Consider the following 13,113-nt stretch of genomic DNA (forward strand, 5'->3'; position numbering starts at 1 on the left):
GCACTTCCCGAGGCCGGCGTTCAGGCTGCCGAATCGAGCATCGCCGGGTCGCCCTCGCATCGGCCGGTCGCAGTGACGAGACCGGCCACGGCGGCCAGTGCACCCGGCTGCAGCTCCAGCCCCAGCAGGCGCCGCTGCTCGAACGGGCCGGGCATGGCGAGCCCGCCCGTCGCCGCGGCCGAGAAGCCGAAGCGGCCGTAGTACTCCGGATCACCGACGAGCAGGATCGCGCCGTGACCGAGCCGCGCGGCCTCGGCGACGGCATGGCGCATCAGCGCGCCGCCGATGCCGGCGCCGTGCCAGCGCGGGTCGACCGCCAGCGGGCCGAGCAGCAGCGCCGCGACCGGCGCGCCGTCGCGCGTGCCGGCGGCGATTTCCCACAGCCGGACGGTGCCGGCGAGGGCGCCGTCGGCGGCGATCGCCACGAGGCTGAGGCCGAGCGCCGGCAGCCGGCCGCGGCGCAGCGCCTCGGAGGACTTGCGGGTGCGGCCGGGACCCATGGCGGCGTCGAGCAGCGCTTCGCGCGCAGCGACGTCGCCCGGCAGTTCCGGCCGGATGGCGAAGAAGGGTGCGGCCACTTCGAAGCAGCCGGCATGCTGGAATGCGGACATGTAGACCCCCAGTAATGCGGAGGCGAAAGGAACGAGCCGGGCGATGCGGCGCGGGCGAAGACCCGGCGCCGCAGCGCCGGGTCAGCGTCGGAGCATGTCGCTCCGTCGTCGTTCGAGGCGGGTCGTCATGCCGCTCAGATCACGTAGGCGCGCAGCGGCTCGAAGCCGTTGAACGCCACCGACGCGTAGGTCGTGGTGTAGGCGCCGGTGCCCTCGATCAGCACCTCGTCGCCGACCGTCAGGGTGATCGGCAGCGGGTAGGGCTTCTTCTCGTAGAGCACGTCGGCCGAGTCGCAGGTCGGGCCGGCGAGGACGCAGGGCTCCATCCGGTCGCCGTCCCTTGCGGTCACGATCGGGTAGCGGATCGCCTCGTCCATCGTCTCGGCGAGGCCGCCGAACTTGCCGATGTCGAGATAGACCCAGCGGTTCTCGTCGGTCGCCGACTTGCGCGACACCAGCACGACCTCGGCCTTGATGACGCCGGCGTCGCCGACCATGCCGCGGCCGGGCTCGATGATCGTCTCCGGCAGGCGGTTGCCGAAATGCCGGCGCAGGCTCTCGAAGATCGCCCGACCGTAGGCTTCCGCCGCCGGCACGTCCTTGAGGTAGCGGGTCGGAAAGCCGCCGCCCATGTTGACGAGCGTCAGCATGATACCCTTCTCGGCCAGCGCCTCGAAGACGAATTTCGCGTCGCCGATCGCCGCGTCCCAGGCATTCGTGTCGGTCTGCTGCGAGCCGACATGGAAGGAGATGCCGGTGGCCACGAGCCCGAGGCGGGCGGCTTTGAGCAGCACGTCGATCGCCATCGCCGGCACGCAGCCGAACTTGCGCGACAGCGGCCATTCGGCGCCTTCGCCGTTGGTCAGGACGCGGCAGAACACGCGGGCGCCGGGCGCCGCGCGGGCAACCTTCTCGACTTCCTCGACGCAGTCGACGGCGAACAGCGAAACGCCGAGCGCGGCGGCGCGCTCGATGTCGCGCTCCTTCTTGATGGTGTTGCCATAGGAGATCCGCCGCGCGGTCGCGCCGGCCTCGAGCGCCATCTCGATCTCGGCGACAGAGGCGCAGTCGAAATTCGAGCCGAGCGAGGCGAGCAGCCGCAGCACTTCCGGGGCCGGGTTGGCCTTCACAGCGTAGAAGATGGCCGAATCCGGCAACGCCTTGCGGAAGGCGTGGAAATTGTTCTCGACGATGTCGAGATCGACGACGAGGCAGGGGCCCTCGGGACGTCGGGTGGCGAGGAAGTCGAGGATGCGCTGCGTGGCCATGGGGCTCTCCGAGAACCGAAAGGTCGACAAGAGGCGACCGCTCGGAGTCCCCCCGTGCCAGCCGAAACGGCATGACCGGGCGGTCTCTCCGCGAGACGCGACGATGGCCGGCTTCGAACGCGTCGCGTCGTCGCCGGAGTCAATCTGCCATGGCATGGTGGGCTTGGACCCGCCGCACTTCAGGCAATGATGGTGTGCCTCTTCAGTATTCCCGGCGATGGAGACCAGGAGAGACCAAAAAAGCCCGGACCGTCGTTGCTTAAAGGCGTCCTCGATTCCGCGATGCGGCGAAACCGACTGGATGTGTTACGTCCAGGTACCGTCCCGGTGACCTCGCATTTGAGGACCGGGGGACGCCCACGGGCACGTGCGACATGGGGCAAGGCGCGATGTATGCGGGCCTCCCGTCATACACAAGTGGGAATTTCGGTGGCCGGTTGATTTTTCGTCCCTTCCGGCGGAGGAAGGGCCGCTGCCGCGGACCGCCGGCAACATCACGCAAGCCTGGAGCAAGGTGCATTCGATGGACACGCTGACACGGATGCGCGCCTTCATTTCGGTCGTCGAGAACGAGGGCTTCTCGGCCGCCGCGCGCAAGACCGGCCGCTCCAAGGCGCTGCTGTCGAAATATGTCCGCGAGCTGGAGGACGAACTCGGCGTCCTCCTGATCAACCGCACGACAAGGCAGATCGCCCTGACGGCCGCCGGCGAGGTCTATCTGTCGCGCGCCTCGGCGATCCTCTCCGACCTCGAGAGCCTCAACGAGGAGGCGCGCGAGGCGACCGGCGAGGCGAAGGGCACGATCCGGGTTTCCGCCGCGCGCACCTTCGGCGACGCGGAACTCGGACTCAGCCTCGTCGACTTCGCCAAGGACCATCCGGACATCAGCCTCGACGTTCATCTCGACGACAATTTCATCAATCTCGTCGAGGAGGGCTTCGACGTCGCGATCCGCATGACCCGGCTCGCCGATTCGGCGATGATCGCCCGCCGGCTCGCCTCGCTCGACTTCGCCATCGTCGGCAGCCCGGATCTCCTGAAGCGGCTCGGGCGGCCGACCCACCCGTCGCAGATCGCCGGCTTCCCGGCGGTGATCGATTCCAACTCGCGGATGTTTTCCAACTGGATCTTCCGCGACCCCGAGACCAAGGAGACGATCCCGGTCACGGTCTCCGGACAGTTCACCGCCAACAGCCCGGTCACGGTGCGCGCGGCGGCGATCGCCGGGCTCGGCCTGGCCCTCAGCCCGACATTCGTCGTCCGCAAGGATCTCGAGGCGGGCCGGCTGGTCACCGTCCTCGACGACTACATGCCGAGCGAGGCCGGCATCTATGCGGTCTTCCCGCATCGCCGGCACTTGCCGGCGCGGGTGCGGCTGTTCGTCGACTATCTGGCGGCATGGTTCCGCAAATGCGACGGCCGCGCCAAGCACGAGGACTGACCCGCGCGGCGGCTTTTACCCAAAGTTCAGCGCTGGCATCCTAGTCTTCCCGCCATGCGCAATCTGATCCTCGCCGTCCTGATTCTCTCCGGTCTCGCCCTTCCCGGCGCCGCGCTTGCCGCGACCGGGGACGGGGCGGGCCCCGCCGAAATCGCCTTCACCGCCGAGGGCGATCCGGGCACGATCGTGATCCGCACCTCGGAGCGCAAGCTCTACCTCGTCACCGGCGAGGGCCGGGCGCTCGCCTACGACATCGCCGTCGGCAAGCCGAGCGAACAGTGGTTCGGCAAGAGCTGGGTGTCGAAGAAGCGGCCGAACCCGACCTGGACGCCGACCCCCTCGATGCGCCAGAAGAACCCGCGCCTGCCGCAGTCGGTCGGGCCCGGCCCGAAGAACCCGCTGGGCGAGCGGGCGATCAATCTCGGCTGGGGCGCCTACCGGATCCATGGCACCAACAACCCGCGCTCGATCGGCAGCGCGGCCTCGGCCGGCTGCTTCCGGATGCGCAACGAGGACGTCCGCGACCTCTATGACCGGGTCAATGTCGGCGCGCAGGTCGTCGTGCTGCGCTGAGGACCTGCGCCGTCCTCCCAACTTCGGCCATTCTTGTCCTGTCTTGAAAAGGCGACTCCGGAGGGGATTCGACCTTTGAACCAACGCAGGATGGCTGGCGCCGCGGCGCTGATCGCGATCATGGGGACGACGGCTCCGGCCCTTGCCCATCCGCACGTCTTCGCCGAGGCGAAGGTCGAGATCGTCGGCACCCCCGATGCGCGCCTCGCCGCGATCCGCAACGTCTGGCGGATGGACGAACTGTTCTCCTCCTCCGTGCTGGTCGACTTCGACAAGAACGCCAACGGGACGCTCGACCAGGACGAGCTCGTCGAGATCGGCGCGACGGTGAAGGAATCCATCGCCGAGTGGGATTTCTACACCTTCGTCGAGACCGCCGGCCGCGCCGTGAAGATGTCGCCGCCCGACGTGATCCACACGCTCTACGAAGACGGCCAGTTGCTGATGTTCTTCGAGATGCGGGCGGCCGAGCCGGTCGATCTCGCCGCGGGCAAGCTGACGGTGGCGAATTTCGACGACACGTTCTTCGTCGCCTTCGACGTCGCCAGCGAAGCCGACTTCCAGCTCATCGACATGCCCAAGCAGTGCACCAAGCAGTACGTCGTGCCGGACGCCGACGTCGCGGCGCAGCAGTGGATGGACTCGGTCGCCAGCCTCGGCCCGGACGAGTCGATACCCGAGGACGGCATCAACTATTCGCAGGCCCTGGCGACACGCATCGAGGTTTCATGCGGCCCCGCCAGCTGATCCTTCTCGGCCTGGTCGCGCTGGCCGTCGCGGCGGCGGGGCCGGCGCTGGCGCGCTCGTCGCTCGGTATCGGCAGCGCCGAGGTCACCGCGCAGCCGTCCGGCGGCCTGCTCGGCGGGCTGTTCACCCAGATCGCGGTCTATCAGCGCGAGTTCTTCACGGCGCTGCGCGGCGCGCTTATCGATCTCAAGGACGATGGGCTGGCGCTGCCGTTCCTGGTCGGGCTGTCCTTTGCCTACGGCGTCTTCCACGCCGCCGGGCCCGGCCACGGCAAGGCGGTGATCTCGGCCTACGTTCTGGCCAACGAGGTGGAACTGCGCCGCGGCATCATGCTCTCCTTCGTCTCCTCGCTCGTCCAGGCCCTCTCCGCCCTCGTCATCGTCGGCGCCGGCTGGTTCGTGCTGCGCGGCACGTCCGTCTCGATGACCGACGCGACCGACCTGCTGGAGATGGCGTCCTACGCCCTCGTCGCCGGCTTCGGCGCCTGGCTGCTCGCGCGCAAGCTTGCGGCGCTGGCGGGCGGCTTCCGCAGGGGAGGCGGCTCGCTGGCCTTCGCGCCCGCCGGGCAATATCGCGACAGCGGCGCGATGGGCGCACTTGCCTTCGCCGCGCCCGAGCGGGCGGAGGCACAGAGCGGCGCCCGGCTGATGCGTCCGGCATCCGGCGGGCTGGCCGCCGGCGTCTGCACCGATGCCGAGGAGGATTGCGGCTGCGGTCGCAGCCACATGCCCGACCCGAAGACCCTTGGCGAAAAGGTCACCTTCGGCTCGGCCGCCTCGGCGATCATGGCGGTCGGCCTGCGGCCCTGTTCCGGCGCCATCGTCGTGCTGACCTTCGCACTGGTCAACGGCCTCTATCTGGGCGGCGTGCTGTCGGTTCTCGCCATGGCGCTCGGGACGGCGATCACGGTGTCGGCGATCGCCGCCATCGCGGTCTTCGCCAAGGGCTTCGCGCTGCAGCTCGGCGGAACGCGCTACCGGATGGTGACGACCGCGGTGGAGATCGGCGGCGCGCTGCTCCTGCTGGTCCTCGGGCTGCTGCTGCTCGGCGGAGCCCTGCAGACGATCTGACCCGGCGTTACCGGCCGCTCCGCGAAAGCAGCGCCTGCAGGCGCGGCCGCCCCTTCAGGAACAGCAGGTAGGCCCGTTCGAGCCCGCGCAGCACCAGCGGGTTGCGGGCCGCGAGCCCGAGCGGCCGCAGCTGCGGGATCGCCCGCCACATCGCAGCGAACGCCGCCGCGCCCGACAGCAGACTGCCATCCTCCGAGGCATGGAACCGTGCCAGCAATTCGCGGCGATCGATCGGACAGGCGACATCGCCCGCCGCGACATCGACGAAGCTGATCGCGTTGCGGCGATCGAGCCGCCGCATGAAGGCGATCTCGCGCCGGCAGAGCGGGCAGGCGCCGTCGTACCAGACGGTGAGACCGGTCACCCTGCCTCCCCGCGGCCGGCCTTGTAGGCCCGGCAGGCATCCGCGAAGGCGTGAAAGATCGCTGCCGAGGCCGCGTCGCTTTCCGCCCAGTATTCCGGATGCCACTGCACGCCGAGGGCAAAGCCCCTGGCTTCCTCGACCGACACCGCCTCGATCGTGCCGTCCTCGGCGGTCGCTTCGACGGCGAGGCCGGGCGCCAGGCGGTCGATCGCCTGGCGATGCAGCGAGTTCACCCGGATCTCGTCCGCACCGACGATCGCGGCCAGTTCGCCGCCTGCAGTGACCGCCACCTTGTGGCGGACGGCAAAACGCTCCCGCTGCTCCTCGTGCTTGATCGCCCGGTGGTCCATGCGGCCTTCGCCCTCCTGGATCTCGGTCGCAAGCGTGCCGCCGAGCGCCACGTTGAGCTCCTGATGGCCACGGCAGATGCACAGCAGCGGCAGCCCGCGGCGTATCGCACCCTTGATCAACGCCTCGGTGAGCCGGTCGCGCGCCGGGTCGAACGGCTCGTGCCCTTGGGTGGCGGCAACGCCGTAGCGGTCGGGATGCACGTTGGAGGCCGAGCCGGTCATCATCAGCCCATCCACGCGCGACAGCAGCGCCTCGACGTCGAACTCGTCGGCCAGCGCCGGCACGATGAGCGGGATGGCCCCCGCCACCCGGGTCAGCGCCTTGAGATAGGTGTCGGGGGTCGCGTGCCAGCGATAGTTCTCGAAATCCCGCACGTCGGCTGGCACGGCGACAAGGATGGGATCGATGGTCATGGCGGCGCTTCCGGTTGTCGTGCCCGCCAAATAGGCCCGCGCCGCCCGCTTGTCGACGCCGTCGGAGCGGCGTCGCGACCCCTGAGCGAGAGCTTCGGCGCAGGATTAGCCGGCCATGGATGCGGAACCATCTCACCGTTCGGTGATTGGCCCTAAGAGCCGGACGAGCCGGAGCGGCGATTCAATCGCGTGTCCGTCTGTCCCAGCGCGACACGAGGCAGGAAGTATCATGAACAGTATCATCTATCTCATCGGCCTGATCGTCGTGGTCCTCGCCGTCCTTTCACTCCTGGGACTCAGCTGAGGAGACCGACAATGTCAGACATCAACAAAGCAGCGCCCGACCGGGCGCGCGAAGATCTGGATGCGGCGCGTAATCGCGCCGGCCAGGAAGCGGGCGCTGCCCGCGAGGAAGCCCGCAAGCTGGGCGACACCGTGCGCCAGCAGGCTGGCGATTTTGCCGGCAAGGCGAAAGAGCGTGTGTACGACGAAGCCGAGACCGGCAAGGAAACCGTCGCCGGTGGCCTCGACGATTTCGCCGCGGCTGTGCGGAAGGCTTCCGACGAACTCGGCGACCGCGACCAGTCGATGGCGTCGAAGCTCGTCCGGGAAGTCGCCGGCGGCCTCGAGGACGCATCGCGCAGCATTCACGGGCACAGCATCGAGGACCTGACGCGCTCGGTGGCGAGCTTCGCCCGCCGTCGTCCGACCACGTTCCTCGTCGGTGCGGCTCTTGCCGGTGTCGCGCTGGGTCGTTTTGCCCGCGCATCAGGTGAGCACACCGCCCAGGATTATGGCGACGGCACGTCGTCGCAGGCGGGGCGGCCCGGATCGTCGGCCGGCGCCAGAGGATATGCCGCGACCTACGGCGACCAGCCGCGTCCGGTCGAGGGTGCCCACCCCGTGGGTGTCGATCCGGTGACTGGCAAGCCGCGTCATCAGGACCCAGCGGTCGGAACGACGGCATCCAGGCCCGCGTCGAGCAACGTTTCTGGCGGCAGCGATCCGCTTGCCGGCAAGCCGCGCTACGAGGGTTCGACATCGGGAACGACTTCCACGTCGTCTACTTCGCCGTCGGGCATCACCCCCAAGACTCCCGGAGGCAGCAATGTCCGTTGAACCCCGCGAATCCCGCTCCGTCACCGACCTGATCACGGACCTGATCCGCGAGACCGGTGAACTCGTCCGGACCGAGAGCCGCCTCGTGCGCGCCGAGATCTCCGACAAGGTGCGGCAGGTCGAGATGGGTGGCGGCTCGCTTGCCGCCGGCGCCATCTGCCTGCTCGTCGCTCTGTTCGTCCTGGCGCAGGCCCTGATCGTCGCGCTCGGCAACGTCATCGGTGACGCCTGGGCCGCACTCCTCGTCGGGGTCGTGATTGCCGCCATCGGCATGGCGCTTCTCGCCAAGGGACGCCGCGACCTCGCCCCCAGCAACCTCATGCCCGACCGTTCGACCAACCAGTTGAACAAGGACGGCAAGCTCGTGAAGGAGCAGATCCGATGAGCGACAACACAACCCGCCTCGAGCAGGAGGCCGAAACGCATCGGTCCAAGCTCGACTCCACCCTCGACGAGCTGCGCGGCCGCCTGTCGGTCGGCCAGATCGTCGACGAACTCTCCGGCTATGTTCGCGAAGGCCAGGGTGCCGACGCCATGAACAATTTCGGCCGTCAGGTTCGCGACAATCCGCTGGCGCTCGGCCTCGTCGGCGCGGGCCTCGCATGGCTCTTCCTCGGCGACGGCGTGCGGTCGGAAAGCCACCGCCTGACCAAGCGCTACGGCGACTGGCGCGACGACCGGGAGTATGACGACTTCGAGGGCGCGTTCCCTGCCGGGTCGGCAGACGCCGGCGCCATGCCGCGCGGCGGTCGTCCGATGCCCGCCTATCCGCAGGGCGGCACGCCCCCGGTCGGCGGCGCGGCCTCGGCTTCGTCGACGAACGTCTCGAGCGGTAGCCACGGCTCCGTCGGCGGTTCCATCAAGTCGGGCGCTTCGAGCGCTTCCGGTGCTGTCGGTAGTGCCGCCGGCTCGGTGAAGAGCGGCGCGTCGAACCTTGCGTCGTCGGTTGGAGACGCGGCCAACCGCGCCGGCGGTGCTGCAAGCGACGCCGCCGGGTCGGCGACCGACGCCATGCGCCGTGCGTCCCATGATGCCAGCGATGCCGCTCGCCATGCAGGCAGCGCCGCCTGGGAAGGCGCACGTCACGCCGGTCAGGGCGCCTATCGCACCGGCCGCCGCGCCCAGCGCACGGTGATCGATGCGATGCACGACGAGCCGCTGGTCTTCGGTGCCCTGGCACTGGCGATCGGTGCCGCGATCGGCGCGGCACTGCCGGCGACCCGTCGCGAGGACGAGTTGGTCGGCGGCATGCGCGACAAGGTGCGTGACGATGCCGTGGCCTATGGCCGCGACACGCTGCACCGCGCGGAACATGTCGCTGGCGCCGCCTACGAGGCAGCCAGCGAGGAAGCCGACGCCAAGGGCCTGAAGCCGGACACCAAGTCGGGCGAGACGCTTGCCGAGAAGGCGGGCAGCGTCGCCCGTGCTGCCGGCGAAGCGGCCAAGGACGACGCCAAGAAGCAGGATCTGACCTGATCCTTCTTCAGGTTCGGACATATCAGGCGGCGGTTCTTCGGGACCGCCGCCTTTTTCTTGGCCGAAAGCCCCCGCGGCAAGCCGAGAGGCGGGCGCAAAACCCCGGCTTGCGTTTCGGAAGCGCCTGCGTAGGATCGCGCGCCAGACGGCGACCAAACTGCCGCAGTTACGCACGCCGCCCTCCGGGCGGCGCGTTCATTCCCGGGAGGCGACAATGGACAGACGCAAATTCATCGGCGGTGCCGCCAAGGGCGCCATCGGCGCCGGCGCGCTCGGCATCGGCGCAGCGGGCCTTGCGGCCCCCGCCATCGCCCAGGATCGGCCAAAGGTCACTTGGCGCTGCACGTCCTCGTTCCCGAAGTCGGTGGACACGATCTATGGCGCTTCCGAACTCCTGACCCGCTATGTCCGCGAGGCGAGCGACGGCCAGTTCGAGATCCAGATGTTCGCCGCCGGCGAGATCGTGCCCGGGGGGCAGGCGCTCGACGCTGTGCAGAACGGCACGGTCGAGATGGCTCATACCGCCTCCTACTACTACGTCGGCAAGGACCCGGCCTTCGCCTTCGGCACCGCGGTTCCGTTCGGGCTGAACGCCCGCCAGCTCAACGCCTGGTTCTACGAAGGCGGCGGCAACGGCCTCTTGAACGAGTTCTACGGCAAGACTGGCGTCTATGGCCTGCCAGCCGGCAATACCGGCGCGCAGATGGGCGGCTGGTATCGGAAGGAAATCAACGGGCTCGAAGACCTCAAGGGCCTGAAGCTGCGGATCGCCGGGCTGGCGGGTCGTGTTGTCGAGAAGCTCGGCGTCGTGCCGCAGCAGATCCCGGCGGGCGACATCTACGCCGCGCTGGAGCGCGGCACGCTCGACGCCGTCGAGTTCGTCGGACCCTATGACGACGAGAAGCTCGGCTTCCACCAGGTCGCGAAGTACTATTACTATCCCGCCTGGTGGGAAGGCGGCGCGGCCCTGCACATGATGTTCAATCTCGAGAAGTGGAACTCGCTGCCGAAGGCCTACCAGGCGATGCTGGAGTCGGCATGCCAGGCAATCAACTGCTCGATGCTGGCCTCCTACGACTACCGCAACCCGATGGCGCTCAAGCGTCTCGCGGCGGCCGGCGCGCAGCTGCGCCCGTTCAGCCAGGAGATCATGCAGGCGAGCTTCGAGGCGGCCAACGAGGTGCATGCGGACATCTCCGCCACCAACGAGGAGTACAAGAAGCTCCTCGACAGCCAGAACGCCTTCAAGCGGGATGCCTATCTCTGGGCGCAGATCGCGGAATACAGCTTCGACACGTTCATGATGGTCCAGCAGCGCCAGAACGCGCTCTGACGCTCGCGGAAGCCGCTTCCCGCGGCTTCCGCTTCACCTCGGCCGCGCAAGGCGACCGCGTTGCAAAATGCGCCGGGATGCCTACGATCAGCCCGGGGCTCGCCGGTCATGCCGGCGGCTAGGGAGCCACGCATTCGGGAGTCCCTCACGGGGTCCTGCAGCAAACCAGAATTTCAAATCGCCGCCGCCTGCTCCGAGACCGGGTGGGGCAAAGGGAGTCCGTCCTCATGAACCGCCGCAAGTTTATTCGTAACAGTGCCGTCGGCGCATTCGGCGTCGCCGGTGCCGGCGCGCTGGCAGCCCCGGCCATCGCCCAGTCGCTGCCGAAGGTGCAGTGGCGCTGCACCTCCTCCTTCCCGAAATCGCTCGACACGATCTATGGCGGCGCCGAGGATCTCGCCAAATACGTCCGCGAGGCGACCGACGGCAATTTCGACATCCAAGTCTTCGCCGCCGGCGAGATCGTCCCGGGCCTGCAGGCAGCCGACGCCGTCACCGATGGCACGGTCCAGATGTGCCACACGGCGTCCTACTACTATGTCGGCAAGGATCCGACCTACGCGCTCGGCGCCACGGTGCCGTTCACGCTGAACGCCCGCGGGCTGCATGCCTGGCTCTATTACGGCGAGGGCATCACGCTCCTCAACGAGTACTTCAACGGCCAGGGCCTGCAGTACATGCCGGGCGGCAACACCGGCACCCAGATGGGCGGCTGGTTCCGCAAGGAGATCAACACGGTCGCCGACCTCAACGGCCTGAAGATGCGCATCGCGGGCCTGGCCGGCCAGGCGATGCAGAAGCTCGGCGTGGTGCCGCAGCAGATCGCCGGCGGCGACATCTATCCCTCGCTGGAAAAGGGCGTCATCGACGCCGCCGAGTGGATCGGACCTTACGACGACGAGAAGCTCGGCTTCGTGAAGGTCGCGCCGTATTACTATTATCCGGGCTGGTGGGAGGGGAGCCTGGCGCTCTGCTTCTTCAGCAACAAGGCCGCGTACGACGCCCTGCCGGACGCCTACAAGAGCCTGCTCGCGACCGCGGCGCGCGCCTCGACGATCGAGATGCTCGCCGAGTACGACTACAAGAACCCGACGGCACTGAAGACGCTGGTCCAGCAGGGCGCGCAGCTGCGCCCGTTCAGCCAGGAGATCATGCAGGCGAGCTTCGACGCCACGCAGGAGGTCTATGCCGAGATCAACGGCCAGAACGCCGCCTTCAAGAAGATCTACGACTCGATGGTGGCGTTCCGGAACGACACCTATCTCTGGCAGCAGGTCGGCGAATACACCTTCGACACCTTCATGATGATCAAGCAGCGCGAAGGCGCGCTGGTGCCGAACCAGGGCGGCTGAGCCATCCTGCAGGCGAAGATGACGAAGGCCCGGGGCGGAAACGCCCCGGGCCTTTCTCGTTGTCGCAAGGCTGGCCGGAAACCTGCGTTAACCTTCCGTTAACCATAATTACCGAGACTTCGAGCCATGGGACGATGGACGGCGTCCTGCGTCGTCACGGGCGCAGCCTTCCGCCCCATTGCCCGCTCGGGCGGCAATCCGCCCGGCAGATTCACCGGCGCGATGCCCTTCGACGAGGCCGACCATGCTTTCCGTCATTTCCGTTGGATCGCTCAAGGCTTCCGGCAGCGCCACCGTCGCGCTGACACTGGCGGGCGTCGCGGCGGCAGCCGACATTCCCGTGGCGCTGATCGACGCTGCCGGGCAGGGGGAGCTGGCCGGCTGGGCCGCCATGGGCGCGCAGCCGCGGCATCTGGAATACGTGCGGGCGGCCGACATTGCCGCCATCGAACGCGCCCTCCGCGGTGCGCGCCGCCACGGCGCGCTGGCGATCATCGACGCCGGCGAGGAAGAGGCGATCGTGCGCGCATCCGCGTCCCTTGCCGACCGCGCGCTGATCCCCGTTCGCTTCTCGCCGCTGTCCGCCTATTCCGCGCTGGTCACCGACCAGCTGCTGGCGGCGGATGCGCGTCGCGAAGGCAAGGCGGGCGATCGCTGCTTCGTCGCCAGCGCGATCACCACCATCGGCAGCGGCGTCGCGCGAAGCATCGAGGCGATCATCGGCACCAGCGACACGGCGCGGCTGCCGGTCGGCCTATCGCAGTGCGCGGCGCACGCGGCCCCCTTCGTCCACGGCGGGACGATCTTCACGCTGGATGAAACCACCGTCGCAGGACTCGATCATGCGCGGGCGGAGGCGGCGAGCTTCGCGCATGCAGTCGGCATGCTGGGTGGAGTCGTCGTCTCGGTCCCGGCGCCAGGTTTCGACGCGCAGCGCCGGGCGGCCTGATCCGCTTTCCCTGAAATCGCACCGGCCGCCCCGTCAGGCAGCCGGT

14 protein-coding genes are annotated in these 13,113 nt (G+C 68.6%); 10 read left to right on the forward strand and 4 right to left on the reverse strand.

The genetic code is table 11. The features are described 5' to 3' along the window. Window positions 1-20: 20 nt before the first annotated feature. Both LXB15_RS03630 and odc2 read right to left on the reverse strand, forming a co-directional pair. Window positions 21-611 (reverse strand): GNAT family N-acetyltransferase, encoded by a 591-nt coding sequence (locus LXB15_RS03630; protein ID WP_233950922.1) that lies wholly within the window; start codon window positions 609-611, stop codon window positions 21-23. Between the two features lie 134 nt (window positions 612-745). Further along, on the reverse strand, window positions 746-1,879 hold the full coding sequence (odc2, locus tag LXB15_RS03635; RefSeq protein ID WP_233950923.1) for an ornithine/lysine decarboxylase: 1,134 nt from the start codon (window positions 1,877-1,879) through the stop codon (window positions 746-748). 523 nt (window positions 1,880-2,402) lie between these two features. Here odc2 and LXB15_RS03640 point away from each other — a divergent pair. The 4 genes from LXB15_RS03640 to LXB15_RS03655 all read left to right on the forward strand — a co-directional run bounded on the left by LXB15_RS03640 (window position 2,403) and on the right by LXB15_RS03655 (window position 5,710). Further along, window positions 2,403-3,320 carry a LysR family transcriptional regulator gene (locus LXB15_RS03640; protein WP_233950924.1) on the forward strand — a complete coding sequence of 306 codons (918 nt, stop codon included), beginning with the start codon at window positions 2,403-2,405 and terminating at the stop codon, window positions 3,318-3,320. A 54-nt stretch (window positions 3,321-3,374) separates the two neighbouring features. Further along, window positions 3,375-3,893: a L,D-transpeptidase gene (locus LXB15_RS03645; protein WP_233950925.1), complete on the forward strand. Its 519-nt coding sequence runs from the start codon at window positions 3,375-3,377 to the stop codon at window positions 3,891-3,893. 75 nt (window positions 3,894-3,968) lie between these two features. Next, the gene (locus LXB15_RS03650; RefSeq protein WP_233950926.1) at window positions 3,969-4,640 is read left to right on the forward strand and encodes a DUF1007 family protein; all 672 of its coding nucleotides are present in this window, start codon (window positions 3,969-3,971) and stop codon (window positions 4,638-4,640) included. Next, on the forward strand, window positions 4,622-5,710 hold the full coding sequence (locus LXB15_RS03655; protein ID WP_233950927.1) for a nickel/cobalt transporter: 1,089 nt from the start codon (window positions 4,622-4,624) through the stop codon (window positions 5,708-5,710). Before LXB15_RS03650 ends, LXB15_RS03655 begins: the two co-directional genes overlap by 19 nt. Before the next feature lie 7 nt (window positions 5,711-5,717). On the opposite strand, the gene LXB15_RS03660 is transcribed toward LXB15_RS03655, so the two are convergent. Together LXB15_RS03660 and LXB15_RS03665 are read right to left on the reverse strand one after the other, a co-directional pair. Then, window positions 5,718-6,074, reverse strand: a complete 357-nt coding sequence (locus LXB15_RS03660) for a DUF393 domain-containing protein (RefSeq protein ID WP_233950928.1) — start codon at window positions 6,072-6,074, stop codon at window positions 5,718-5,720. Next, the gene (locus LXB15_RS03665; protein ID WP_233950929.1) at window positions 6,071-6,838 is read right to left on the reverse strand and encodes a gamma-glutamyl-gamma-aminobutyrate hydrolase family protein; all 768 of its coding nucleotides are present in this window, start codon (window positions 6,836-6,838) and stop codon (window positions 6,071-6,073) included. The genes LXB15_RS03660 and LXB15_RS03665 overlap by 4 nt, the downstream gene beginning before the upstream one ends. A gap of 315 nt (window positions 6,839-7,153) precedes the next feature. On the opposite strand from LXB15_RS03665, the gene LXB15_RS03670 reads away from it, so the two are divergent. From LXB15_RS03670 to LXB15_RS03695, 6 genes are all read left to right on the forward strand, one after another. Further along, on the forward strand, window positions 7,154-7,957 hold the full coding sequence (locus LXB15_RS03670) for a hypothetical protein (RefSeq protein WP_233950930.1): 804 nt from the start codon (window positions 7,154-7,156) through the stop codon (window positions 7,955-7,957). Next, window positions 7,947-8,342, forward strand: a complete 396-nt coding sequence (locus tag LXB15_RS03675) for a phage holin family protein (RefSeq protein ID WP_233950931.1) — start codon at window positions 7,947-7,949, stop codon at window positions 8,340-8,342. The genes LXB15_RS03670 and LXB15_RS03675 overlap by 11 nt, the downstream gene beginning before the upstream one ends. Further along, a complete protein-coding gene (locus LXB15_RS03680) occupies window positions 8,339-9,433 on the forward strand; it encodes a DUF3618 domain-containing protein (RefSeq protein WP_233950932.1) in 1,095 nt (364 codons plus the stop codon). The genes LXB15_RS03675 and LXB15_RS03680 overlap by 4 nt, the downstream gene beginning before the upstream one ends. A gap of 214 nt (window positions 9,434-9,647) precedes the next feature. Beyond that, complete coding sequence (locus LXB15_RS03685; RefSeq protein WP_233950933.1) at window positions 9,648-10,766, forward strand: TRAP transporter substrate-binding protein; 1,119 nt, start codon at window positions 9,648-9,650, stop codon at window positions 10,764-10,766. A gap of 227 nt (window positions 10,767-10,993) precedes the next feature. Then, entirely contained in the window at window positions 10,994-12,118 is a 1,125-nt protein-coding gene (locus LXB15_RS03690; protein WP_233950934.1) for a TRAP transporter substrate-binding protein, read from the forward strand. Window positions 12,119-12,362: 244 nt separating this feature from the next. Continuing rightward, window positions 12,363-13,067 (forward strand): chromosome partitioning protein ParA, encoded by a 705-nt coding sequence (locus tag LXB15_RS03695; RefSeq protein ID WP_233950935.1) that lies wholly within the window; start codon window positions 12,363-12,365, stop codon window positions 13,065-13,067. The last annotated feature ends 46 nt before the right edge of the window (window positions 13,068-13,113 follow it).

Origin of the sequence: Aurantimonas sp. HBX-1 (genome assembly GCF_021391535.1) — a bacterium.
GTDB lineage: Bacteria > Pseudomonadota > Alphaproteobacteria > Rhizobiales > Rhizobiaceae > Aurantimonas.